This window comes from Vibrio sp. R15-SG3-ISO1A (genome assembly GCF_059833955.1).
This window is the reverse complement of record NZ_JCBDGH010000070.1, coordinates 81,415-108,175: the sequence shown is the minus strand read 5'-3', so window position 1 is coordinate 108,175 and position 26,761 is coordinate 81,415. Positions and strand designations below refer to the sequence as shown.

Below are 26,761 nucleotides of genomic sequence, written 5' to 3'. Positions count from 1 at the left end.
CTAGATCAACTCCCCTTGGCCCGCTGGGTTAAATTTGGTTTCAATCGGCTTACCCTCTATCAATCGATCTAAATCCTCCAACATGGCTAAGCTCGGTTTGGCCGAAAAAATGCCGTGTTCGCTCTGGCCATCCATACCGCGTAAAAAGAGATAATAGACACCGCCAAAATGGCGTTGATAGTCATAATTCGCCAAGCGGCTGCGCAAGAAACGGTGTAGGGCTAAAGCATAAATCTGATACTGGAGATCGTAGCGATGATCGGCCATCGCTTGCTTAAGCGCCTCACCATGATAATCACTGACGTCACTGCCAAGGTGGTTCGACTTCCAATCCAGTACGTAGTAGCGACCTTGGTGCTCAAACACCAAATCGATGAACCCTTTTAACATGCCGCGCACTGTTTGGAACCCGAGCTCACCGGCGCGCGCGGACAGGGTATCGTGACGTGTGATCACTCGATTCAGGGATGGCGCGTCTAGAACGGTAATGGGCAGTAAAAACTCCATCTCCACCAAACGCTGAGATGGCCCTTTTTCATTCAGTCGCAGTGCATCGCCATCTAAGGGCGTCGCTAGCACGGTATCGACCAACGATTGCAATACAGGAAGCCAGCTCTCATCCAACTGCTCCGCTTGCAATAGCGATTCGATGATGGCGCGATTGTGATCGCTATGGGCAGACTCGGTAAATTCAACGTCTTCAAATAACGTATGTAAGAAAGTGCCCGGCCTTGCGCCGCGGGGAAAGGTGAAAATCGACTTTTCTGGTTCAGTGAGTGACGCTTCGTCGTGATCCTGCGCCGAGTCCACATCAAGGCGCAGTACATCCTCAAACCCTTGCGCCGCATGACTAGACGATTGTTTAACGAGACCGGAATAACTGGTGATGCGCCAATAGCGGTCCAGTGGTGTGGTAAATGCTTTGGCGCCAAGTGGCGGCATCTCTGGTGGAGGATTCATCAGCGGCTGAGCGTGCGAATTTGGCAGGTCCGCCACAGCAACACAAGCCAACGCCTCACTTTGCCGGCAAAGCGCCTTAGTCAAATCTGAGATGCCCCCCTCTTGGCCATCTTGCAGTAAATAACCCAGCGCACTTTTGTGTACGCCCGTCGGCTCTTTGGTCGAGCGACCATTACGCAGTGGTGCGGCGCCGACAAAACAGCCATATACCGCACGCGTCAATGCCACGTAAATCAGACGCAGATCTTCTGCAAGACGTTCGTTATCCGCAAGCGCCAAAGCCGCGCTTTGCCCCGTAATATCAAGCATGGTCACGTCTTGCTCGGCATCGTAATACTTCGCCTCGCTCGCTTCACGATAGCTCAATGCAAACGGCAGAAAGACTAAGTCGTACTCCAACCCTTTCGATTTGTGGATGGTGACGATCTGCACCAGATTACGCTCCGATTCCAAGCGCTGAATTTGCTCATCACTGCCACCAAGCCCTTGCTCCGCATCGCTGATGGATTGCGCTAGCCAACGCAACAAGCCATGATCGCTGTCGAGTTCACCACTCATCTGTTGCAACAACTCACCCATGTGCATCAGATCCGTCAGGGTTCGCTCACCGTTTTGCTCTTCTAGCAGGCGCTCTGCAATATGACGCTTGCTGATCACACTGCGCAACATCGGCAATACGCCGCGTTGCTGCCAAAGTTGACGGTAACCTTTAAACTCATTGATCGCGTTTTCCCACTCGTTTTCATCGTTGTTCAAGCTATCGAGTGTTGCCGCATCAAGGGCAAACAGTTCGCTGGCTAAGCACGCTCTTAACGCTCTGTCGTACTCGGGCGTCAACACCGCTTGCAATAGACGCTGCACATCGCTTGCAACAACAGAACTGAACACACTGTCTCGATTGGATAGATAGACACTGGCAATGCCTTGATCGGCCAGCGCTTGTTTGATCATCCGACCTTCATTCCCAGTGCGCACCAACACAGCAATATCACCGGCCTCAATCGCCTGCTCGCCTTTCGCGCCCAACAACATGGCCTCATTATTAGCCGCAGCCTGAAGAATTGTCTGGATCTGGTTGGCCGTCGCACTCGCCATCGCCTCAAGGTACTCACCTTTGGCGAGCGGTTTCTCTTCGGCTTCTTGTAACCAATACGTCAACGCTGGTTGTCGTGTGCCGCTTAAAGTCCAGCCTTTGCGCTCAGAGCCCGGAGAGGCGTTGACGGGATGAAAAGGAATATCTTGATCGTAGATAAACGGGCTTTTTGGCATAGAAAACACTTGATTGACCGCTGCCACCATATCGGCGCTTGAACGCCAGTTCGTGCCCAAAGTGAAATGCGACGTCACCTGTTGGCGCGCTTTAATGTAGGTAAAAATATCCGCGCCACGAAACGCATAAATCGCCTGTTTCGGGTCGCCAATCATAAACAGACCACACTCAGGACGATCTAGGTAAATACGACTGAAAATACTGTATTGCAGCGGGTCGGTATCTTGGAATTCGTCGATCATCGCAACGGGATAGAGAGTGCGAATGCGCTCACGCAGCAACTCAGTATCATCAAGGTCGATCGCCGCAGAGAGCTGAGTCAACAAGTCATCAAACGAGAGCCACTGCTTCTGAGCTTTGGCCGCTGCCAGCATTGTGCGGCAATGCTCTATCGCATGAGCCAACATCGGCGCTTTCAGATCCACCGGGTGAGCGAGGTGGGCTTCAATACGTGCAAATAACGGGTGCTCAGGCGCTTGGCCTTTCGGTGTTTTTTCAAGCAGTGCGTTTTGCGCAAACTTCTCCAGCGCCGTAGGTATCTCATAGTTTGTCGTCGCTTGGGCTGCCCAGGCAGAAACACTCTCTATCCAGGTCGGTAGCGATTTTTTACTGTAACTGCGCTTATTGACGTCTGACTCGTTGATGATCGCCAGCACCTCGTCTTGATGCGCTCGCCAAAGCGCCTTAAGTTCATCAATTTGAGCCAGATTACGCTCATGCAGATCCGCTAAGCTGCCCTGCATTGCAGGCACGCTTAACGCCAAAGGTGCGCCAGTCAAATAGTTCGAAATCGCGGCTAACAGCTCATTCGGCGCCCGCCAAATTCGGCGAATTTCACCTGCCAGTTGCGGGGGTAATGGATAGAAATTACGCCGCCAGTAATCTGCGACCACTTGCGCTTTTAAATGGCTTTCATCAGTGACAAATTCATTGCTAAATCGACTGCCTGACTCAAACGCATTTTGCGTCAGCATCCGCTGGCAGAAACCATGAATCGTGTAGACGGCGGCTTCATCCATCTGCCTTTCCGCTTGTAGCAATATTTGCGCAGCTTGAGCGTGATCCGTCACCGCTTCAAGCAAAGGCTCGATCACTGGGTCGCTGCTTTGGCCACGAGCAAAAGCAAGGCGCGCGTCATGAATACGCGCCCTGATCCTATCGCGTAGCTCCGCCGTGGCAGCCTCAGTAAAGGTCACCACCAAAATCTGATCCACAGTGAGCGGGTGCGCGTGCCGAGTGTGATCGTTGCCATGCCCGAGCAACAAGCGCAAATAGAGCCCAGCAATGGTAAAGGTTTTTCCCGTCCCAGCGGAGGCTTCAATCAGCCGAGCACCATGCAATGGAAAAGTCATCGTATCGAGTGCGGTCGGTGTGATATCACCACCACTAGAAAGAGTGGGACGAGACGATGCGGTCATAAAATTCTGCCCTTTAACTGTACGAGTTGACACATTGGCTCAATCGCACATTGTATGAATTCATGGATGTTTCACCTATCACGATTCAGCTCGACAATATTAGTGCTAATACTCAATGTGATCCGGTTAATAAAACGCTATTTTATCTGTTAACCCCATAAAAATACGGGGAGTTCTGCGATCTTACTCACAGCAGCCTATAGAGTGAGTCGTTAGTATTCGCAGCATGAGTTGAGGCAGTGTGTCTGCCCATCAACCCAACAAATCATGGTCCCTCTGACCTGTGGCCGTACAGCGAACGCCCTACACTATAATGATTTTCTGGCGGCCACTTTACCTTCTGCTATTTTTTACTTTTCATCTTCTATTTTTGTTCTTCATCTTCACTGCCCCTCTACGACACATCGGCAGCATCCTGTGCAGCGAGACGAGGTGCTTGAATGACGCGAGCAGCCAATGTACGCACTCGAGCGGCCAGTTCCTCATCCCATTGCGGCCAAATACGACGAATATAACTGTCGTTGCCTTCGCCACTCGACATGTAGCCATCATTGAACGTCTCGGCCATTTTTTTCAGCGATTTGTCTTCATCGTCCACCCACTTTCCGCGACTAAAGCCCGCTTCTATCGCCGCTAAAGCGGTACGGGGGAAATAAGGTAAAGGTTCACTCATGCCTTGGTAGTAAAGACCCACCAGCTCATTGAGTAGTGCGTACGCTTGCTCACGAGACTCTAGTGCAGGGTAGATTAGATGCTGCGCCCCTTCTTTTTTGTCATAGCCGATCAGGTGAGTGCGCAGCGCACGACCACTGGCGGCCATGGCCAAATGATCAAGCCAAGCGGAGAGATAGTCTTGAGATCGAATCCGCCCAGTACGAAAACGCACAAGCCCAGATTGGTACACTTGAGTCAACCAGCCGACCAGCTGTACGGGTTTGCCATCGCCAAGCACATCCAACGTGAGAGTGACTTCATGATCCTCACAAGGCGCTTGACACAATCCGTGCAAGGTTTTCGCTAACTCTTCACTTTGCACTCGGTTGGTTTCAAACTCAATGTCACCAAAGGCGCCAATAGGCAAACGCCCTTCGGCGCGATGCTTCGCCACACATTGCGCGATCAAGCGACTAGGATCGCGATCAGCTAATGTGTGAGCGGTCAGCAGTGTCGTAAGCAGCTCATCGCGCAACTGATAGCTTTCCAGTCCGCCCAGCACAAAGGGCTCTTCATCGTTCATCACAGGTTGCGGCGGCTCAAACGTCACCTTTAAACGGCGGTTGAAAAAGTACTGAACAGGCAGGCGCCAAAAGCGTTGCAGCTCGACTAAATCCAACTCGAGTGGAAAGTGTGCGCCGAGTAGGTAGTCACTCAACTGACGCTGGAAGTCGCCACTCTTTTGCCCCTGGCGCAAGGCGGCAGGTAACCACTCTTGGGCATAACTCGCCCGCTCGCCAATAAACGCCTCAGCGCTGAACGGCACCATAGGATGAGACGTGCTCAAGTGGTGAACAAGGCGCGAGCCGGACTCATCACAGCCTAAATCTGAATCGCCTTCCAAACAGTAGTTTTGATGGCAGTATTCCATTAACTCAGAGACCAACACCGATGGCATGCGCGGCGTGTTGTCTTGAATTGAGCGCCCGACATAACTGATGTAAAGCGTGTCCTGCGCCGATAACAGCGCCTCTAAGAAAAGGTAGCGGTCGTCATCTCGGCGCGAACGGTCGCCATGCTTAGCGCGACCATTCATCAAATCAAACCCTTCCGGCGGCACAGACCTTGGATAAACGCCTTCATTCATCCCCAATAGACACACAGTCTTAAATGGGATGGAGCGCATCGGCATGAGGGTACAGAAATTGACTTGGCCGGCAAGAAAGCGCTGACTTACCCGCGTACCAGAGAGCTTGTCACGCAAATATTGCGTCACAATCGCAGCAGAGAGCGGCGCACTGAACGCGGCATCATTCAGCTGCTCTTTGAGAATCGCCAACGTATCACGAATGGATTTGAGCGCCGCTTCACCATCCAAATCCACCAAAAAGAAATCATCCAACAGTTGAGTCAGCACTTCGCGCCACTGATCCACCCCCTGGCTCTGCGCTAACTTAGCGCGATAGTGAGCAACGGTTTCAATATAGTGAGCCAGTTTGCCCGCCAGTTCGGCGCCAAGGCCTTGAACTTCGTTGAACGGCGCCAGTTCGCCTTGTTCGGTGTTCAGCAGCCCTGCCGATGCAGGCATCGCATAGCCCAGCAACATGCGGTTAATACCAAATTGCCATGTATTTTGGCCTGTTTTAGGCAAATCAAATTCTTGTGCGGTGTGGCCGTCGAGCCCCCAGCGAATCCCCGATTGTTCTACCCACTGTTTTGCGCGAATAAACTCGTTATCGTCGAGACCAAATCGCGCCAAGATCGCTGGTGTTTCCAGCAGCTCAAGCAGCTCCGAGGCCAAACAGCGCGATTGCGGCAGCATGGTCAATAATAAGAAAGCATTCAAGATCGGGCTTTCTTGGTTGGCACTGCGATCCGAGATAGAAAAAGGGATGAATCGTTCACCCGGCGCATTGCCAAACACCGCTTGAATGGCCGGACTGTAGGCATTGATGTCCGCCACCATAACAATCACATCACGCGGTTTGAGCGACGGATCCGCTTCAAACATTGCCAACAGTTGATCGTGCAGCACTTCCACTTCTCGCATTGGGCTATGACAAGCATGTAAGGTCAGGGAGCGGTCTTGCAAAGAAACGCGACGTTTATGATGGCTTGTGTCGAGCAACTTGTCATCTTGATGCTCTTCAAGATTGAGGATATCGGCCTGTAATTCGTGCAGCAATGAGTCTCGCTCGATATCCACAAAGGCTTCAATCTCATGGGATTCCAATTGAGAGAGCAGATACATGTTGTCGCGCCCCAATTTGCCCATTGAGGCCAGCAAGCTGTTCCCCACCACATCGGTGTGCAGCTCATCCATTATATTCTCTTCAAGGCTACCTTTGAGCGGTTCGCTCTCGCCTTGCCACTCTGAGTGATCCTCTTGCCACACCAAATGTTTGCGCCGCTTCGCCGCCAATTTTGCTAAGAATTTACGGTCACGGACCTCCCCCCAGTAGTAGCGACACGGATTGGTGAACATGAGGTGGACATCAATGTGCTCACCAATGGCTTTAAGCGCATCCATATAGCGAGGCGGCAAAGAAGTGATACCAAACACAAACAAGCGTTTAGGCAGATGGTCAAAACCACCCGTTCGATGTTCAAGCGCTTCGATAAATTCTTGATAGAGGTTGGCACGATGGTAAGGCGATTGCCCTAGCGCCAGAGTCTGATCGTAGAGCGCTTGCCAAAGGATGGGTTGCCAAGGGTGTTCATCGTGTATTTCAGCGACACTTTGCCCCGCCTCCCAACTGGCGATCCACTCAGGTCGATAGACCAGATACCCATCAAAGATGTCGGCAATTTTTTCCGCCAATTGATAGCATTTACTGCAGTCTTGATCGTCAGCCAAGTAACGGCGCAACGGTTCAAATTCGTCCCTTTCTAGCTGAGATGGCAACACTTGCATCAACTTCCATGTCATCGCCTCTTTGTTAAACGCACTGCGAGTCGGCACATCGGGTAAGACCTGGGTAAACAAGTTCCAGATAAAGGTCGCGGGAAGAGGAAACTCTATGTTTGCAGCCACACCGAACGCTTTCGCCAGTTCCATTTTCAGCCATTGAGACATGCCGGGGCTCTGAACCAAAATCTGCTCGGCTTCAAACGGGTTCTCAAGCGGCTGATGGCGAATGAGCTCCACCAACAAAGATTTCAACACATCGACTTGATTGGAATGATAGACAGTAAACACAAGGCGCTCACACGATAAGAGGACGATAGGGTGAGATTAGCATAAGCCGCCCGTAAGAGAGAGTATTTGTAACCATCTGATATCGTTCAAACAAAAATACCCATGGGCGCGGGCCTCATGGGTATTATACAAATCAATGTCGAGTTACTGGCCAATCAAATCTTTGTATGCAATGGTCTTGCCTTGAGGTTTCTCATTGGCGAGTTTAGGCTTCGGTGCACCAGGTTGAGACAACCAGTACTCTCTGTCCTTTTTCGGATTCAGTTTAGGTCCGCACTCACCTTGTGCTCCACTGCGCTCTAGGCGTTGCAACACGCGATCTTGCGCTTCAGCTAATCCATCCAAAGCCTCTTGTGGCGTTTTCTCACCACTGGCAGCTTCAGATACGTATTGCCACCAGAGCTGAGCCAGTTTCGGATAATCTGGAACATTAGTCCCTGTCGGGGTCCATTGTTTGCGCGCATCACTGCGGTAAAACTCCACTAAGCCGCCCAACATCGGTGCCGCATCGGTCATCGCTTGAGAGTTGATGTCCGATTCACGAATAGGTGTTAAGCCTACAAGCGTCTTCTTCAAACTGACCGATTTTGAGACAACAAACTGAGCATACAGCCAAGCAGCTTGGCGACGATCCACTGGCGTGCTGTTGAGGAAAGTCCAAGCGCCAGCATCTTGATAGCCGAGTTTCATGCCCTCTTCCCAGTATGGTCCACGCGGTGACGGGGCCATGCGCCATTTTGGCGTACCGTCTTCGTTGACGACTGGTAACCCAGGCTTGGTCATATCCGCGGTGAAGGCGGTATACCAGAAGATTTGCTGTGCAATTGCGCCTTGAGCGGGCACAGGTCCCGCTTCACCAAAGGTCATGCCTTGCGCTTCAGGTGGCGCATATTGTTTTAACCAATCTACGTATTTCTGTGTCGCATATACCGCCGCAGGGCCATTGGTCGCACCACCACGGGCAACATCAGAGCCGACAGGACTGCACCCTTCGATACGTATTCCCCACTCATCAACAGGTAAACCGTTAGGGATGCCTTTGTCACCCGCCCCAGCCATCGAGAACCACGAGTCGGTGAAACGCCAACCCAATGATGGATCTTTCTTACCATAGTCCATATGACCGTAGACACGTTCACCATCAATCGTTTTTACTTTGTTGCTGAAAAACTCAGCGATATCTTCATACGCTGACCAGTTCAAAGGTACGCCAAGCTCATACCCATACTCTTTTCGGAATCGATCTTTTAAATCATCACGCTCAAACCAGTCTGCGCGGAACCAATACAAGTTAGCAAACTGCTGATCTGGCAACTGATATACTTTTCCGTCAGGTCCAGTCGTAAAGTCGAGCCCGATAAAGTCATCCAAGTCTAAATAAGGGTTGGTCACCCCCTTCCCTTCGCCTTGAATGAAATCCGATATCGGAACCACTTTACCGTAGCGCACGTGGGTACCAATCAAGTCAGAGTCATTGATGTAACCGTCATAGATGTTGCGTCCCGTCTGCATTTGCGTTTGCAACTTCTCAACCACATCCCCTTCTTGAATCAAGTCATGATTCACTTTGATACCTGTGATTTCGTAGAAGGCTTTCGCCAATACTTTGGCTTCATACTCATGCGTCGTGATAGTTTCCGATGCGACATTGATCTCCATACCTTGGAACGGCTTGGCGGCGTCAATGAACCATTGCATCTCTTGTTCCTGCTCTGAACTGGACAAAGTCGATGGGGTAAACTCCTCACTCATCCATTTTTTTGCTGCCGCCATGTCTGCGTAAGCACTCGGAACCAATGCCAGCGTCCCTAAAGAGAACGCTAAGCAGTGTGCAAGGTACGATTTTCTAATATCCTTTTTCATTATTGTTTCACTCCAGATTTGAGTCTTCTCGTTTTCGTCAGGAGAGCCGTCATACGATTTAGCTTCCTTCGGTTCACGTCGTTATTGGTAGTACTCGCGATCTCAAACGACCACACACTGTCTGTCACGAGTGATGGTGCAATCTGTTGTTATCCCCATTTCAATACTGTGCCTAGCCAAATTACGCACAACGTAAATGGCACCCAAATGGATAAGTCTGTTAGCCCCACAAACCCCAAGTGAACAAATGCAGAGCTAAGCAAACCAATAAATAGTCGGTCACCTCGTGTTGTCGATATAGGAAGAAACCCTTTTCTCTCCACACAAGGAGAACGGATCTCTCGAATTGTCATGGTGAGCAATATCAAAGCGATACCGAGAAAAAACAGCGCCGACGGTGTTGTCCAAGCCATCCAAGCCATGTGTGCCTCCTTACACTCGTCCGAGGGCGAAGCCTTTCGCCACGTGGTTACGAACAAACCAAATCACCAAAATACCGGGCAAAATGGTCAACACACCAGCGGCGGCAAGCACCCCCCAGTCAATCCCTGACGCACTGACCGTGCGCGTCATAACGGCAGAAATAGGTTTGGCGTCAACGGATGTCAGGGTTCTTGCCAACAACAGTTCCACCCAGCTGAACATGAAACAAAAAAACGCCGAGACACCAATACCAGAACGAATCATCGGGAGAAAAATCTTGATAAAGAATTTCGGAAAACTGTAGCCATCAATGTAGGCGGTTTCATCGATTTCTCTTGGCACGCCCGACATGAAGCCTTCTAGAATCCATACTGCTAATGGCACGTTGAATAAACAGTGCGCCAACGCGACCGCGATGTGGGTATCAAAGAGTCCCACGGACGAATAAAGCTGAAAGAATGGCAATAGAAAAACAGCAGGTGGTGCCATTCGGTTGGTAAGCAACCAGAAAAATAGGTGCTTATCGCCGACAAACTTGTAGCGAGAAAACGCATATGCTGCTGGCAGTGCCACGGTGAGCGTGATGACCATGTTCATCACCACATAGGTGATAGAGTTGACGTACCCCATGTACCAACTCGAGTCAGAAAATATGGTGTGGTAGTTCTTAAACGTCCAATGTTGAGGAAAGAAACTCAAGCTACCAAGGATTTCCTGATTCTCTTTGAATGACATATTGAGCAGCCAATAAATGGGCAGCATCAAGCATAAGATATAAAGCGCTAAACCAATGATCTGCGTATAACGTGTGTATTTGGATTTGGTCTTATTCATAGTATTCCCTTACTTGTTCTCGCCGTGGGTCATCGCGGTGTAGAACAGCCAACTCACCAAAAGAATGATTAAGAAGTAAATGATTGAAAACGCGGCGGCGGGGCCGATATCAAACTGACCGACGGCCATTTTGGTTAATGTTTGGCTGAGAAAAGTCGTCGAATTACCCGGCCCACCCCCGGTGAGCACAAAAGGTTCGGTGTAGATCATAAAGCTGTCCATAAAACGAATCAGAACCCCGATCAGTAGAACGCTCTTGAGTTTGGGTAGTTGGATATAGCGGATAATGGACCACGTTGAAGCGCGATCGATGTTCGCCGCTTGGTAATAGGCATCTGGAATGGCGCGTAGCCCTGAATAACACAACAACGCGATCAACGAAGTCCAATGCCACACATCCATTAAAATCACCGTCAACCAGGCATCGAGTGGATCACCGGCATAGTTATAGTCAATGCCAATACTGTTGAGTGCCCAACCAAAAAGACCAATATCCGCACGACCAAAAATCTGCCAAATCGTACCGACGACATTGAGAGGGATCAGCAACGGGATCGCCAATACGATTAAGCAAAAGGCCGACCAACGACCTTTAGTTGGCATGGTAAGCGCGACGATAATGCCCAGTGGTACTTCAATCAGCAAAATGGTTAAGGTAAAACCGAACTGACGAAACAGCGCATCGTGAAGGCGTTCATCATTGAGCGTTTCTCGGTACCACTCGGTGCCGACAAAATAAGCGGTATTGGCATCGAAAATATCTTGTAGCGAGTAGTTCACCACCGTCATCAGCGGCACAATGGCGCTGAAGGCGACCAATGCAAAAACAGGTAGCACGAGAAGCCATGCTTTGTTATTTGTCACTTTATCCATTACTCGTCTCCTACTTTAACCAAGAACTCGTCGGCATAGAGCATGGTCCATTGCTCAGGAAAACTGATGTAAGCGTGACCACGTGGTACAGGTTGATCTTCTTGTAATCGCGCTTTGATCGTTTGAGTACCGATACTGAGTGTGACAATTTTGTAGGTGCCTAAGTCTTCAATATGCTCTACCTGACATCGCAAGGCAGCATCGTTGGCTTTCTCCCAGACATGAACAAACTCGGGGCGAATACCGATTTTGATGTTATCGGTATTCAGTTGACGAATAGCGTGCTGATAAACTTGAGATACAGGCAGCTCAATGCCATCAAACGAAACGCCATTCGCCGACGGCGTCACCTCGATAAGATTCATCCCTGGGCTACCGATGAAGTAGCCAACAAAGGTATGATTGGGTTTTTCAAACAGCGCTCTGGGCGTACCAAACTGGACAATTTGGCCGTTGTACATAACGGCTATCTCATCGGCAAACGTCGAAGCCTCTAACTGGTCGTGAGTGACGTAAATCATGGTGATGTTGAACTGCTGATGGATTTGCTTAAGCTTTCGGCGCAGCTTCCATTTCAGCTGGGGATCGATGACGGTGAGCGGCTCATCAAATAAAATCGCAGAGACATCATCACGAACTAAACCGCGCCCCATCGAGACTTTTTGCTTTTCATCGGCGGTGAGATGTTGAGCCTTCTTACTCAACACATTAGTGAGCTCGAGAATGTCCGCAATTTCCGTTACTTTGGTGTGTATTTTGGCTTTGTGCACTTTCATGTTACGCAGTGGAAAAGCCAAATTATCATACACAGTCATGGTGTCGTAGATCACCGGGAATTGGAAAACCTGAGCGATATTTCTGTCTTGCGGTCTGAGTTCATTCACACGGGTTTCATCAAACAATACATCGCCTTGAGATGGGCTCATCAAGCCAGAAATGATGTTCAAAAGCGTTGATTTGCCACAGCCTGATGGCCCAAGTAACGCGTACGCGCCGCCCTGTTTCCACACATGATTCATCTCTTTGATGGCATAGAGTGAATCTGGAGATGGCTTTTTGTCGTATGTATGCGCCAATGAATTCAAAGTAATTTGGACCATCTTATTGCCCTCTTACATCACGGTTCGGGGCATGGATAAGGTGGTTATCCATACCAAATACGTAAAATTTGTGGATTGGAATATAGATCTTGATGCTTTCGTCCACGTCATAGCTGTGCACACCTGGTAGGTGAAGCACCATGTCTAAGTGAGCGTTTCGCACATGAAGGAACGTTTCTGAACCACTGATTTCCGCGACTTCAACCTGAACCGTTAGCTCGACATCGTCATCATTTTTCGGTAGCAGGCTTAAGTGGCTCGGACGAATACCGAAGCAATACTTGCCAGGCTTCAAGCTGCTTAAGACATGATTGAGTGGAAAATGCGTCGTTTGATCGAAGGTCACTTCGCTGGTATTGACCTCCCCTGCAATTAAATTGATAGGAGGCTCACTGAACAAAGTCGCGGACTCGACGTTGTCTGGTTGATGGTATACGGAGGAGGTAGGGCCAGCTTGAATCACTCGGCCTTCATGCAATATCGTGGTGGTTCCACCTAATGCCAGCGCTTCATTCGGCTCCGTTGTGGCATAGATGGCAATCGTGTTGCGTGTTTTGAATAGCTCGCGCATCTCTTGACGTAACTCTTCTCGCAACTTGTAATCAAGGTTGACCAAAGGTTCATCGAAGAGAATGATATCGGCATCTTTCACCAGCGCTCTGGCCATCGCAGTACGCTGCTGCTGGCCACCAGACAACTCAAGTGGGTGCTTATTCAAATGTTCAGTGATCCGCAACATTTTGGCCGTTTCATGGACACGTTGCGCAATTTCATCATCAGACATCCCCGCTAAGCGGAGCGGAGACGCGACATTCTCGTACACCGTTAAGTTGGGGTAATTGATGAACTGCTGGTACACCATCGAGATGTTTCGTTCACGAACCGAAATCCCCGTCACATCGATACCATTCATGAGTACACGGCCAGAGGTTGGCTTATCTAGGCCAGCGATCAGCCTCATCAAAGAGGTTTTACCCGCTAAAGTTCGGCCCAGCAGTACATTGAATGATCCCGGCTCAAAGATCAGGTTAACATCGCTAAGATGTCTTTCACCGTCGACGATTTTGTTAATTTGTTCGAGTGTTAATGACACTAAAAGACTCCTTTCAATTCGAACACTATGCATCCATTAGTGCTCAAATTGCGAAAGGCATGCCAATAAAACAAAATTAAAACATTTATTTAACAATTGTCATTAAAAACTCAGTAAAAACCTCGTCATAGTTCCCCAACCCATTAAATTACAAAACATTAACCAGTAAAAACAGAGATGCGATCATTCGCACATTTGTTAACAAAATGTGTTCGGGACGTGTTCAAAATGTTCAACTTGATGGTATGGTTATTGAGCGAATTATGAACACTTAATGTTCACTCGAAATAAAAACAATAATAAATATCTCATCTACGCTTGTTATTTGGCTAATCTATGAACGACGAACATCAACACATTATCAAAGAGTCTTGGCAACGCTGCAGACAAGCCGGGCTAGGTCATAGCAGTGCTCCAATCATTGAACAGCAGTCCCACCAGTTGGTCGCGCTTGCACAAGATGAACATTCCGGGCTTATAACCACCACTCAACAAAAAGTTCTGCCGTTTTACGACAGTCTCCTGGCCAATAGCAATTGCTTAATTACACTAGCTAACACGCAAGGGCACGTACTCAACAGTTGGGGAGAACAACGTTTTTTCTCTCAGCGACAGCCGCACGTCTTTGAAAATGGCGTCAGTTGGCAAGAAAGCTTAATCGGGACCAATGCGATTGGAACCGCACTCGAAACGGGTTCAATTGTGCAGGTGTTTCATGATGAGCACTTCCTCACATCCAATCGCTTTATGACTGGTAGCGCTGCACCTATTTTCGATGCACAACGAACAATGACGGGGGTATTGTCGATTTCAAGTGACGCCTACATGCCTACGGCACATACGTTGGGCATGGTTAAATTGATGTCACAAGCCATTGAAAATCAACTCATCACGAGCCACTTTCAACAGCAACACTTTATGTTGTGGTTTAACTCTTCTCCTGAAAACATCGACAGTCAATGGTCTTCGATTTTAGTGTTTGATGGTTCTGGTACTGTGATTTCGGCGAATCGACGTGCGGAGGTCGTTCTCGGTCAAGATCTCGCGCTAGTGAACCTTCATCAGCTGTTTGATATCCAACTCGACAAACTCCTTTCCCACCCTGCATACACTCCTGTATCGATAACAAGCCACACTGGGCATCGTTTTTTCGCCATCATCACACCGCCAAGGCAACCGCAGGCGAGAACCCTTGATTACCGTCTAAAGCCCACACAATCGGATCGTCAAACCAAAGATAAACACATTGACTTAAAACGCCTCAACACCGGTGACCCTCGTTTATCCAAAGCGATTAATCAAGCTGAGCGGATCTTAAATACCGATATTCCCATATTAATTCACGGTGAAACGGGCGTCGGAAAAGAAGTGTTTGTCAACGCTCTCCATCGTTCAAGTGAACGTCAGGCACAACCATTAATTGCGGTAAACTGCGCAGCGATTCCTGCTGAATTGGTAGAGTCAGAGCTGTTTGGGTATGAGAAAGGCGCGTTTACTGGAGCGAGCAATAAAGGCTACATCGGCCTGATTCGCAAAGCGAACAAAGGCACGCTTTTTCTTGATGAACTGGGCGACATGCCGCTCAATGTTCAAGCACGTTTGTTACGCGTGTTGCAAGAAAGGAAAGTGACCCCTCTTGGCTCAACAACCGCTTACCCAGTTGATTTCAAACTTGTCTCTGCAACAAACCGACAATTGAAGCTCGATGTCGACAAGGGACACTTTCGCCAAGACCTCTATTATCGCGTGACAGGACTAAACTTAACACTCCCTCCTCTGCGCGAGCGAACCGACAAAGAGGCGCTAATCAAGGTGTTGCTGCGTCAGTTCTCCCCATCAGACTCTATAGCAACTCTCAGTTTGGAGGTATTGGCGATGTTTAAAGCCCATCCGTGGCCGGGCAACATTCGTCAAATGGTCAGCGTTATCCAAATTGCAGCGGCCATGGCTGAAGGGGGACGCATCGGTGTTGAGCACTTACCGGATGATTTCCTCGCCGATCTGAAACGTAATAATGAGTGGGTCGACAATAAGGAACCAACGGTAAGAGAGCAAGTCGCCACCCAACCTTCCGTCATCAAGCCTCCAGCAGTAAATTGGCTAGACGTATATGAAGCAAATGGTAGAAACGTATCCGCGACGGCTAAATCACTCAATATAAGCCGTAATACACTCTATAAACGCTTACGAGAGGAAGGGCTGCGTTAGGTTGCGCATCCACTGGCTATCTGTGACACTAACGATAATGTCCCGTTCCTCTACTCACTAATCTATGGCTGTAAACCTCACACTGAAACAACTGAAGGTGTTCCTTGCTGTCACTCGGCATGACACTCTCACCCACGCTGCTGACGCGCTGTATCTCTCCAAAGCGGCGGTTAGCATGACCTTGTCAGAGCTTGAGAAACAGCTCGGACACTCGTTGTTTGATCGTGTGAATAACCGTCTGCTGATCAATCAAGAGGGCATCAAACTACTGCCGATGGCCGATGAACTGTTAGAACGAGCCAGAGATATTGAACATCTGTTTGATGATACTCAAGGGTTAAGCGGCGAGCTGCGAATTGGCGCTAGCGATACCATCGGCAATCAAGTAGCACCGTTTCTCCTGCGCTCCTTTCGTGACGCGACGGGCCATGAGCAGCAAAGCTTATTGATCTCCAACTCCGCTTTGATTTGTGAAAAACTGGTCGACTATGAACTGGATATCGCCTTGATAGAGGGTAAAACGCTTCATCCGGCTCTAAACTCTACCCCATTTAGTCGCGACGAGATGTGCGTTATTTGTTCGCCCTCATCACCGCTCGCACGTCACGAACGAGTAGCAATGGATGAGCTGGAACACAGTCGCTGGGTACTGCGCGAGGCGGGGTCTGGCTCTCGCGAGTTCTTTCTACGCGTTATCGCGCCGCGATTAGAACGATGGCAGGAATCATTTGAACTCAATACCACCGAAGCCCTGATCAACAGTGTCGCCGCTGACTTAGGTTTAGGCTGCCTATCGCGCTTATCGGCACAACCAGCGATCAATGATGGCCGAGTGATTGAGTTGCCGCTGCCACTCGATATGACACGCCGCTTTTGGTTATTGGTGCACAAAGAAAAGTATCAAAGCCCGCTACTCAAATCCTTTATTGCTTTTTGTCAGCAGTGGAAAAATTAAGCATCGGTCTCTCATAGCGCGCACGCACACCTAGACTTAAGCGGCTCAAACCTGTATAAACAGCCAGTAATAAAACCTATCAATTTAAGTTAGAGGACCAACCATGGCTGTAATCGTCAAGTACGTGGTAGAACGCAACGGAGAAGAGAAAATGACTTTTACCTCTAAAGCGGAAGCGGACGCCTATGACAAAATGCTCGATATGGCGGACGAGCTTTTCGAGCTTCTAGGTAAAAGTGAACTGATGGAAGATGAAGCCAAGCAAGAAGATTTGGCGATGTTCCTAGCGCAAAATAAAGAAGAAGTGCTCTATGCATTAGGGGCAAAGCGCAAGCCCACTCCGAAGAAGAAAAAAGTCGTGGCCGTGGACACGGAAAACACCCCAGAAGAACAAGACGACGCGGCGTAATGCCCTTTCTTTATCGTTACCAAGCCTCTGCGATTGCAGGGGCTTTGTTTTTTATACATCCTCATAAATACCATGCTCACCAACAGGACATCCCCAGAAACAAGGCCCCCATAAACAAGGAAAGTATCCTTGCAGCACTTTACCCTAATACCCAACACGTTCTCTCGCTACAATAACGTAAATCCCTTTGGTAACAGAACCTATGACCACACACATTGAAGTCTGTATCGATCACATTGAATCTCTTCATCACGCCCTCAAGGGCGGTGCGACACGAATTGAGTTGTGCAGCGCGTTAGCGCTTGGCGGCCTCACCCCCAGTGCCGGATTGATGCGCCTGGCGGGCCGTTACCGTGCCCTGAGAGATAGTACCCAGAGAGACTTAGATTCAAACGCAAAAGGCATCCCTATTTACGCCATGATTCGCCCTCGCCAAGGCGACTTTATTTTCAGCGAACAGGATTTAGAGTGCATGTTGCACGACATCGACACCGCCGCGCAAAGTGGCCTGCAAGGCGTCGCAATTGGCGCTCTGACTGCCGATGGGAAAGTGGACACCCACATGACCTCACAACTCGTCGAACGCGCGCACGCCCATCAGTTGGGCGTGACCTTCCATCGCGCGTTTGATCAATGCCAAGATCCCAGTGAAGCCTTGGAAACCATCATCTCGTTAGGCTGTGAGCGAGTCTTAACCTCTGGCCTTGCGTTGACAGCCCCTGAAGGTGTTGCGGTGCTAAAACAGTTAGTGACCCAAGCGCGCGAGCGCATTGTGATTATGGCGGGGGCGGGAGTGAATGCCAGCAACGCGCGCGAGCTCATCAACCAGACCGGCGTGACCGAGCTGCACCTATCAGGAAAAACCCTGCGCCCAAGCTTAATGCGCTCACACTCTCAAGCGGCGATGGGCGAGATTGATGACTATCAGATCCCAGTCACGGATCCAGATGCGATTGCCCAAGTGGTCAAAGCGGTAAAATGTGCCCATTCAAACACTATTGCCTCGAATAAGTGCTAACATATTGATAATAATAAAAGCTAAAAGGGATGCACCATGGCAAAGAACAAGCTTGATAAAGCCTTTTACGAAAGTGAACTGGAACGCTTGCAGATTGAACTGGTCAAGTTGCAAGAGTGGGTAAAGCAAGAAGGTCTGAAAGTCGTGGTGATCTTTGAAGGCAGAGACGCGGCTGGAAAAGGGGGCGTGATTAAGCGCATCACCGAAAAACTCAATCCGCGCGTGTGTCGTGTCACAGCGCTCCCTGCCCCAACAGAAAAAGAGAAAACGCAGTGGTATTTTCAACGCTATGTCGCGCATTTACCCAGCGCTGGCGAAATAGTACTGTTTGACCGCAGTTGGTATAACCGGGCTGGTGTTGAAAAAGTGATGGGCTTTTGTAGCGAAGCGCAATACGAAGAGTTTCTCCACTCTTGTCCAGAATTCGAGCGCATGTTGCAGCGCTCAGGCATCATCTTGATTAAGTACTGGTTTTCCGTCTCAGACGAAGAACAAGAAAAGCGCTTTCTTGGTCGTATCAATACCCCCATCAAACGTTGGAAATTCTCGCCTATGGATCTTGAGTCCCGCAACCGCTGGGCGGAATATTCAGAAGCGAAGGATAAGATGTTTGCCTACACAGACACCAAACAATCGCCGTGGTGGGTCGTCCCTTCAGATGATAAAAAACGCGCGCGCCTCAATTGCATCAGCCATCTCTTAAGCCAAATTGACTATCAAGAAATCTCTTATCCAGAGATCGTGTTACCGGACATCAACAAAGAAGGCTATATTCGTAAGCCGATGGACGACCAGACGTTTGTCCCAGAGAAGTATTAACGCTCATGGCGGCAAAAGATTTATATCACAGTCTAGATCTCAACTTACTGCGGACCTTTCTGGTGCTCTCGCAAGAGTTGAACATGCGCAAAGCCTCTCAGAGGCTCTTTGTCTCTCAGCCAGCGATCAGTCAATCGCTGCAAAAGCTGCGCCGTCACTTTAATGATGAGCTGTTTGTCAAAGTAGCGAAGGGATTGGAGCCAACCCCTTTTGCCGATGAACTCACCCATAAACTCACACCTTTGTTTGATGATCTCGCTGGCGCACTGAACGAAGTGGAAGCATTCGATCCCAGCACACTAGAGCGAACGCTGCGTATTGCTGTTGCGCCTATTGTCCTGACCTGTCTATCAGGCACCTTGTTTCCACTGCTCAAAACCCAGGCGCCGAACTGCACCATTGAGTTGGTAGGCTGGTCAAAAGAAACTCTGTCTGAGATTCAGAAAGGGGAGGTATTGATGGGGGTGAACCTAGAAACGGACATCCCACAAAGTATTTACACTCAGCGCTTAGTGGAATTAACTGGGAAAATCGTGCTGCGCAGCGGCCATCCTCTCACCAAAGCTAGCCTCAACCCAGAGGACTTAGAACCCTATCCAATTGCCTCCATCATTACACCTGGCTGGAACGACAAGCATGTTCCGGCAGCAGATATCATGCGGACGATGGGCTTGACGCCCACGGTTGGCTTCCGCTCTGAATTTGTTATGGCGGTCGTCGATGTCCTACAGCACTCCGACTTTTTTATGCCCCATTCCGACTTGTTCCCAATTCACCAGTTTCCTTTTCTCAAAATGGCCGACGTCAACCTCGATGGAAAACCCTACTTCCATCATGTGGAAAGCTACTACCACAGCAAGTATCGCCACAGTCCATTGATTCACTGGTTATTTTCACAAGTGCAAGACGCATTAAACGCACAGCTTCAATTTAATGATAAGCAGGGCTTATCAGCCAAATACGAATAGCGAATTAGTCTCAGCCTCACTTATCTCCTACATTGACGCCGCTAGGATTACTCGGTTCCAGGATGAACGTTGACTGACTCACCTGGGGCAACATCATGAAATACACCACCCTTCTCGCTTTAACTTCCTTACTCGCTAGTGGCAGTGTCCTTGCCAACATCAAGGGACACCGAATCGGTGCGGGATTTAACCACACCAAGATTGAAGATGCGCTTTATGGCGATGACTACAAAGTGTCTGGCTTGAAGCTAGAGTATGGCTATGAATTTTCCCCTATCGTCGGGATCAACTTCTCCTACACGAAAGGGAAAGAGACCTTTTATGAGTACTTTGAAAGTGACACTTCGACATTCAAGATCGATGCCGATATAGGCTATACCTTTCAACTCGACAACCACATCACGCTTAAACCCTATGTCGCTGTTGGTTTAACCAGATTTAACGAGAGACTCAATGCACTGAGCTATCCGATGCACTCTTGGTCCGACAACGCTCTCTTTATCGGCTTCGGCACCAGAGCAACTTTTGCTGAGCACTTCTATGCTGACTTACGTCTTGATTACATGAATCTCGATGACGACGGATATGACATCTTTGTCGATCAATTCTCTCTCACCTTCGGCTACAAATTCTAACATTACGCCCGCCAACAGGCGGGCGCTGTCCTTTGTCATTTAAGAAGCACTTATGAAAAAACTCAGCGTATTGACTCTGTTACTTCTCTCATCCACACCTTTGTTAGCGCAAACCTTTCACCTATCTCCTGAGATCAAAATGGGGCCTTACATCACGTCAGGCTTATCTGGGGGCGGCCTTCAAATTGGCGTGCGAGATCAACTCGGCTTGGACGCGCTGTATGTGAGTTACTCCCATACTTCGGCGACGATTCTCACCGACAAAGATAGACTGAAAACCTATCGAATCGGCGGGCAATATATGATGCCTCACCTGCCATTCCTTGGCGTCCAGTTCGAGATGGGGGGCGTGGAGTATTGGGGATCGCGAGCAATTCCAGGTCGACCAGACAAGACCGCTACTGGAGTCAGTATTGCTGCCTCTTGGGTAGCCAAGCTCAATGATCACTGGGCACTTCGAGCGGGAATGGATGTGAACTACCTTGACCGTGCGAACACCTACCTGGGTTATCACACCTCAGCGACATTCAGCACGGGGGTTGTGCTCTCTTTTTAATCTTTTCTTAGCGCATCATCAATGCTCTGTTCGCCCAAGTGGCGAACGTCTTTACCTTTGACAAAGTAAATGATGTATTCACAAATGTTTTGGCAGCGGTCACCCACACGTTCTATTGCCCGGGCAGACCACATCACTTGCAGGATGTTGGGGATGTTTTTCGGGTCTTCCATCATGTAAGTCATCAACTGACGAATAACGGCTTCGTACTCGGCATCTAACTTATCATCCAGCTTGTACACTTCTGCGGCGGCATCGACATCCATACGAGCGAACGCGTCCAACACTTGATGAAGCATGGTAATCGCTTGGCGACACAAAGGCTCGAGGGAAACTTGAAATTGGCGCTCTTTAGAGGATGGACTCTCAATCGCAACATAAGCCATCTTGGTGGCAACGTCGCCAATACGTTCCAGATCGGTAATGGTTTTGATGATGGCCATGATCAGGCGAAGATCTTTTGCGGTCGGCTGACGCTTGGCGATGATCCGAGTACACGCCTCATCAATCGACACCTCCATCGCGTTCACTTTATGATCGTCACGTACCACTTTTCGTGCCAATTCGATGTCCTCTTTGTGCAGCGCTTGCATCGCAAAAGAGAGCTGCTGCTCAACTAAGCCTCCCATGGTAAGTACATGGGTACGAATCGACTCTAGTTCGACATTAAACTGACCTGAAATATGACGACCAAAATTCATAAACTGTGTGTGACTCCTCTTTGATTATCCGTAACGTCCGGTGATGTAATCTTCGGTTTGCTTTTTCATCGGTGAGGTAAAGATTGAGTCGGTATCGGAGTACTCAATCAGTTTCCCCATATGAATAAATGCAGTGTGATCGCTCACCCGCGCCGCCTGCTGCATGTTATGCGTGACAATCACCACAGTATATTTGGTTTTGAGGTCATTGATCAGCTCTTCTATCGTCAAAGTGGAGATAGGATCAAGTGCTGATGTCGGTTCATCGAGCAAAAGGACCTCTGGCTCTATGGCAATCGCGCGCGCAATCACCAAACGCTGCTGCTGACCACCCGATAATCCAAACGCATTTTCGTGCAAGCGATCTTTCACTTCGTCCCATAATGCTGCGGCGCGAAGCGAACGTTCAACCGCATCATCAAGAATTCGGCTGTTTTTGACGCCTTGCAGACGCAAGCCATACACCACGTTTTCGTAAATGGATTTGGGAAAAGGATTAGGACGCTGAAACACCATCCCAACTCGGCGGCGCAACGTCGCAACATCGACCCCCGGATGGTAGACGTTTTTTTTATGCAGTTTCACTTTGCCTTCGACGCGGCAGCCTTCGACCAAGTCGTTCATACGATTAATGCAGCGCAGCAAGGTCGACTTTCCGCACCCCGATGGACCGATGAACGCCGTCACCTGACCTTTAGGGATGCGCATTGAAATATCACTCAGCGCTTGCTTGTGACGATAAAACAAGTTGAGGCCATCGATCTCGATCGCCGTTTGTTCATCGCTTAGGTTACGCACATCTAGCGGCGCTCGGTAGCCTAAGGTTTGGTTCACTGAAAACATGCTTAATCTTGTCCAAAGGTTCGATATTTTTCGCGTAAATTATTGCGAATACTGATGGCGGTTAAATTGAGCCCGATGATGACCGTGACCAATAAAAAAGAGGTGGCGTACACTAAGGGACGCGCGCTTTCGATATTGGTGGTCTGAAAACCGACATCGTAGATATGAAAGCCCAAATGCATAAACTTACGCTCAAGGTGCAAAAAGGGAAACTGGCTGTCAACGGGCAAGCTGGAGGCCAACTTCACCGCCCCGACCAACATCAGCGGCGCCACTTCTCCCGCAGCTCGAGCCACGGCGAGAATCAATCCGGTAATAATCGCAGGGCTAGCCATCGGCAGAACAATGCGCCACATGGTCTCGAACTGTGTCGCGCCTAACGCCAAAGAGCCGTGACGCACCGAATTCGGGATGCGACTTAAGCCCTCTTCCGTGGCCACAATGACCACAGGCAAGGTCAATACCGCCAAGGTGAGCGCTGACCAAAGTAGACCTGGCGTTCCAAACGTCGGACTGGGCAGCTTTTCAGAATAGAAGAGCGCATCAATCGAGCCACCTAAGGTGTAGACGAAAAAGCCTAACCCAAAGACACCATAAACGATCGAAGGCACCCCAGCCAAGTTGATCACCGCCACACGAATCACTCGAGTAAACGCGTTGTTGTGCGCATACTCATGTAAGTAGACTGCTGCAATCACGCCCAGTGGCATAACAATAATCGACATGATGATCACCAGTAACACGGTACCAAACATGGCCGGAAATACGCCCCCTTCCGAGTTGGACTCTCTGGGATCATCGGTCAGAAACTTCCAAGCTTGCAGCGACCACTGGCCAAGTTTTTCGAGCAGAGACATATCATTGGGATACCACACATCTAACATCTCACGCAGTGGAATCGTCACCTGTGTTCCTTGCATATCCACCACAACCAGGCCTTGAAGATCAAGCTCATCACGCCAATCATCAAGCCTTGCTTCCATCGCCATCAACTGCTGACTAAAGCCTTGGGATTGCTGCTGATAACGCAGCAAAAAGGCATCGTCCAAATTTCCGTTGAGTTCTCGCTTTCGATACTCCAAGCGTAGCTTATCTGCCTGCGCGCTGAGCACTTTGATCTGCTTCTCGACCAGATTCTCAATGTCGCCCCGCACCTCTTTTGCAAACGCCAGTCCACGACCAATCGCCACATCCACCTCTTGGCTCATCTCGCCATCGGCTTGTCGATAAGCGATGGGTCGACCAAAAAAATCACCGCCGCGCGTGCGCTCAATCACCGCCCACCCGGAAGGGGTCGTACGATCTAACACCTCAGTTTCAAGTACAGACACAAAATCGGCAGAATAGAGATCGCGGTTGGCGACTTTAATACTCAAGCGCTCAACCAACCCTCGCTCTTCCACCTCATCTGACAGTTCAATGGCCATCTCTTGTAAATGATTAATGGGCACCGATTCCGTCGCGTAGAGTTGCCCCACCAGCACCTCACCTTGAGAGGTCTGCCATTGATAGAGTGGAGAGGGCCAGAAAAACGAGAGACCTTTCCAACCAATCAGCAGCAATAAGCCCAGTACTGAGAGTAAGCTCACGCTGACCGCACCGCCGGTGAGCCAAATCCAAGGAGAGCCAGACTTCAGCCATTGATAACCCGATTTCATACTAATCATGGCTCACCGCCTGAGCGGTTTTGACTCGCTTACAACGCACGATATTTCTCTCTTAACCTCTGACGCACCCACTCCGCCACCGAGTTCACTGCAAAAGTGAACATCAGCAAAATCAACGCCGCTAGGAATAGCAATCGGTAATGGGAACTGCCTACTTCCGACTCCGGCATCTCAACCGCGATCGTTGCGGACAATGTGCGCATCCCTTCCAATATGTTCCAATCAAGGATCGGGGTGTTACCGGTGGCCATCAGCACGATCATCGTCTCACCAACGGCGCGGCCAAGCCCCATCATGACGGCCGAAAAAATACCCGGACTGGCGGTAAGCAACACCACGTGTACTAAGGTTTGCCACTGCGTCGCACCCAAGGCCAATGACCCATCCGATAAGTGTTTCGGTACCGAGAAGATGGCGTCTTCTGCAATGGTAAAGATGGTCGGGATCACCGCAAACCCCATCGCAAAACCGACTACTAAGGCATTACGCTGATCAAAACCAATCCCGTGCTGCGCCAAATACGCACGCACATCACCATCAAACAACCACTCTTCTAAACCGCTAGTGTGAGAAAGCACCACCACCGTCAGCAAGATGATCACCGGCATAAGAATCACCGCATGCCAGCCATTGGCAAAGTGACGCTTCCATATTTTGGGTAGACTTTGCCACAGCGCCCCGGCCACTACGGTAGACAGCGGCAAAGCAATCAACAGCACCACCACAGACGCGAGATAGTTCTCAACAATCGGTGCAAACCACAAGCCCGCCAGAAAGCCGATGATGACCGTCGGTAGCGCCTCCATCAGCTCGATAGAGGGCTTGACGACTCGGCGCATCGCTGGCGTCATAAAATAAGCGGTATAAATGGCGCCCAATACCGCTATCGGTACCGCGAACATCATGGCGAACAATGCCGCTTTGATGGTGCCAAACGCGATCGGCACCAAGCTGAATTTGGCTTCAAACTCATCATTGGCCGAGGTGGTTTGCCAAACAAACTCTGGCTCTGGGTACCCTTCATACCACACTTTTTGCCACAGAGAAGACAATGAGATTTCAGGGTATGGATTATCGAGATGCGAGACAGACAACTGGTCGCCACTCTGGGTCAACAAATATTGTTCATTGTTGGACATCGCCGCTAAGGTGGGCGCTTTATCAAAGGCTCGGTTAAACAGCACCAACTTTTCACTGGTGGTGTAGTGGCTTTGAACCGTGCCATTGGTATAAAAACTGTAGAAGCCTTTGCGATAGGTATCAGGCAGCAGCAGCTGTAACTGCGGTGCGAGTTGAAACTCTCGAATCGGCATCAAGTGGCGCTCACCCTCTTTGAGCACATCAAACCACTGCGACACTTTGCCGTCTTGGTGGCTCACTAACAAAGAGTAAGCGCCCGCTAACAGCTGCACCTCACTCACCGCATGTTTGACGTTGCCTGCACTTAAATCGACCACTTCACGAACCAAGAACCCCTGACGCTGTTTGGTGGCAATGACCAGCTCAGATGCGCTGCGCAAATATAGCGTGTCACCATTGGGGGTAAGCAAAAGCTGATCTAAATCGATAAAAGGCTGTGGAAACTCAAATTCTTGGCGTTTCCCATTGGAATCTAACCAACGGACACGGATGCGATTGTCGTCATAGTAGCCGACCAAAGTGAAAGTATCGTGCGTGAAGGCATCGCGGTCTGCAAAAGCAAATGCGCGCAACTGAGCGTCAGTGACTGACTCACCCAAGAGCAAATCCAGCGGCGGCGTAACCACATCGACACTCGGGGTGAGTACTCGCTCACCGTTTGCCAACCTGCTGCTTAATTCAGGGCGAAAGAGCGTCACCTGCCCTGATGGCGTCGCCATCGCATGCCAAGGGTTCACACCAATACCAGAGGCAAACAAGGTGTGCTGCGCCCCCAAGTCATAGTGATAAATCGCGTCGCGGCGCTCATCATTGAGCGCCCAAAACTTGAGTGTACCGAGAGAGGATAAGGTATAAGCGGAATGGCCATAGTCATCGACACCCAGCGCAACGATAGACTGCTCATCTATCGTTATAGTCGACAAATTGGGCGTGATCTTGGCGTCAGAAAACAGAGGCAAGACCATCATGGCCAGATAAACAAAGATCAGCACCAGCGCCGCAAGCACGCCGACGCCACCCGCAGAGACAGCCAGTTTTACGATTCTATCTTTAATAAGTCGTTTTCTGTCACGTTCTCGTAACGAAAAATCGCCTTTAACCATCTGTCCCACTTACCTAAATTAACCCATGTGTATAATATTTCTATTAGGTGAC

The 26,761-nt window shown here is 49.7% G+C and carries 20 protein-coding genes; 8 read left to right on the top strand and 12 right to left on the bottom strand.

The window, feature by feature from the left end; genetic code table 11:
• The 8 genes from recB to AC6R0L_RS11565 form a co-directional block, all read right to left on the bottom strand.
• Complete coding sequence (recB, locus tag AC6R0L_RS11600; RefSeq protein ID WP_500629256.1) at positions 1-3,648, bottom strand: exodeoxyribonuclease V subunit beta; 3,648 nt, start codon at positions 3,646-3,648, stop codon at positions 1-3.
• 394 nt (positions 3,649-4,042) lie between these two features.
• Positions 4,043-7,501, bottom strand: coding sequence for an exodeoxyribonuclease V subunit gamma (gene recC, locus AC6R0L_RS11595; RefSeq protein ID WP_500629228.1), 3,459 nt, complete (start codon positions 7,499-7,501; stop codon positions 4,043-4,045).
• Positions 7,502-7,645: 144 nt separating this feature from the next.
• Entirely contained in the window at positions 7,646-9,364 is a 1,719-nt protein-coding gene (locus tag AC6R0L_RS11590; protein WP_500629227.1) for an ABC transporter substrate-binding protein, read from the bottom strand.
• Positions 9,365-9,513: 149 nt separating this feature from the next.
• Positions 9,514-9,786: a DUF2160 domain-containing protein gene (locus tag AC6R0L_RS11585; protein WP_334551332.1), complete on the bottom strand. Its 273-nt coding sequence runs from the start codon at positions 9,784-9,786 to the stop codon at positions 9,514-9,516.
• Between the two features lie 10 nt (positions 9,787-9,796).
• Complete coding sequence (locus AC6R0L_RS11580) at positions 9,797-10,621, bottom strand: carbohydrate ABC transporter permease (protein ID WP_334551334.1); 825 nt, start codon at positions 10,619-10,621, stop codon at positions 9,797-9,799.
• Positions 10,622-10,630: 9 nt separating this feature from the next.
• Entirely contained in the window at positions 10,631-11,494 is an 864-nt protein-coding gene (locus tag AC6R0L_RS11575; RefSeq protein WP_334551336.1) for a carbohydrate ABC transporter permease, read from the bottom strand.
• Positions 11,494-12,594 (bottom strand): ABC transporter ATP-binding protein, encoded by a 1,101-nt coding sequence (locus tag AC6R0L_RS11570; RefSeq protein WP_487901689.1) that lies wholly within the window; start codon positions 12,592-12,594, stop codon positions 11,494-11,496. Before AC6R0L_RS11570 ends, AC6R0L_RS11575 begins: the two co-directional genes overlap by 1 nt.
• Before the next feature lies 1 nt (position 12,595).
• Positions 12,596-13,687 carry an ABC transporter ATP-binding protein gene (locus tag AC6R0L_RS11565; RefSeq protein WP_487901690.1) on the bottom strand — a complete coding sequence of 364 codons (1,092 nt, stop codon included), beginning with the start codon at positions 13,685-13,687 and terminating at the stop codon, positions 12,596-12,598.
• Positions 13,688-14,023: 336 nt separating this feature from the next.
• On the opposite strand from AC6R0L_RS11565, the gene AC6R0L_RS11560 reads away from it, so the two are divergent.
• From AC6R0L_RS11560 to AC6R0L_RS11525, 8 genes are all read left to right on the top strand, one after another.
• Positions 14,024-15,895, top strand: a complete 1,872-nt coding sequence (locus tag AC6R0L_RS11560; RefSeq protein WP_487901691.1) for a sigma-54-dependent Fis family transcriptional regulator — start codon at positions 14,024-14,026, stop codon at positions 15,893-15,895.
• Between the two features lie 64 nt (positions 15,896-15,959).
• Positions 15,960-16,850: a LysR substrate-binding domain-containing protein gene (locus AC6R0L_RS11555; RefSeq protein ID WP_334551492.1), complete on the top strand. Its 891-nt coding sequence runs from the start codon at positions 15,960-15,962 to the stop codon at positions 16,848-16,850.
• A gap of 103 nt (positions 16,851-16,953) precedes the next feature.
• On the top strand, positions 16,954-17,259 hold the full coding sequence (locus tag AC6R0L_RS11550) for a YebG family protein (RefSeq protein ID WP_334551342.1): 306 nt from the start codon (positions 16,954-16,956) through the stop codon (positions 17,257-17,259).
• Between the two features lie 202 nt (positions 17,260-17,461).
• Positions 17,462-18,277, top strand: coding sequence for a copper homeostasis protein CutC (locus tag AC6R0L_RS11545; RefSeq protein WP_500629226.1), 816 nt, complete (start codon positions 17,462-17,464; stop codon positions 18,275-18,277).
• A gap of 36 nt (positions 18,278-18,313) precedes the next feature.
• Complete coding sequence (ppk2, locus tag AC6R0L_RS11540) at positions 18,314-19,096, top strand: polyphosphate kinase 2 (protein ID WP_500629225.1); 783 nt, start codon at positions 18,314-18,316, stop codon at positions 19,094-19,096.
• Positions 19,097-19,101: 5 nt separating this feature from the next.
• Positions 19,102-20,064 (top strand): LysR family transcriptional regulator, encoded by a 963-nt coding sequence (locus AC6R0L_RS11535; RefSeq protein ID WP_500629224.1) that lies wholly within the window; start codon positions 19,102-19,104, stop codon positions 20,062-20,064.
• Between the two features lie 95 nt (positions 20,065-20,159).
• Complete coding sequence (locus AC6R0L_RS11530; protein ID WP_500629223.1) at positions 20,160-20,699, top strand: porin family protein; 540 nt, start codon at positions 20,160-20,162, stop codon at positions 20,697-20,699.
• Positions 20,700-20,751: 52 nt separating this feature from the next.
• Positions 20,752-21,255 carry a hypothetical protein gene (locus AC6R0L_RS11525; RefSeq protein ID WP_500629222.1) on the top strand — a complete coding sequence of 168 codons (504 nt, stop codon included), beginning with the start codon at positions 20,752-20,754 and terminating at the stop codon, positions 21,253-21,255.
• Here AC6R0L_RS11525 and phoU read toward each other — a convergent pair.
• The 4 genes from phoU to AC6R0L_RS11505 are packed head-to-tail and all read right to left on the bottom strand — an operon-like array spanning position 21,252 to position 26,709.
• Positions 21,252-21,956, bottom strand: a complete 705-nt coding sequence (phoU, locus tag AC6R0L_RS11520; protein WP_500629221.1) for a phosphate signaling complex protein PhoU — start codon at positions 21,954-21,956, stop codon at positions 21,252-21,254. The genes AC6R0L_RS11525 and phoU overlap by 4 nt on opposite strands.
• Positions 21,957-21,980: 24 nt before the next feature.
• The gene (pstB, locus tag AC6R0L_RS11515) at positions 21,981-22,799 is read right to left on the bottom strand and encodes a phosphate ABC transporter ATP-binding protein PstB (RefSeq protein ID WP_334551352.1); all 819 of its coding nucleotides are present in this window, start codon (positions 22,797-22,799) and stop codon (positions 21,981-21,983) included.
• Positions 22,800-22,801: 2 nt separating this feature from the next.
• A complete protein-coding gene (gene pstA, locus AC6R0L_RS11510) occupies positions 22,802-24,457 on the bottom strand; it encodes a phosphate ABC transporter permease PstA (protein WP_500629255.1) in 1,656 nt (551 codons plus the stop codon).
• A 38-nt stretch (positions 24,458-24,495) separates the two neighbouring features.
• Positions 24,496-26,709, bottom strand: a complete 2,214-nt coding sequence (locus AC6R0L_RS11505; RefSeq protein ID WP_500629220.1) for an ABC transporter permease subunit — start codon at positions 26,707-26,709, stop codon at positions 24,496-24,498.
• Between the last annotated feature and the right edge of the window lie 52 nt (positions 26,710-26,761).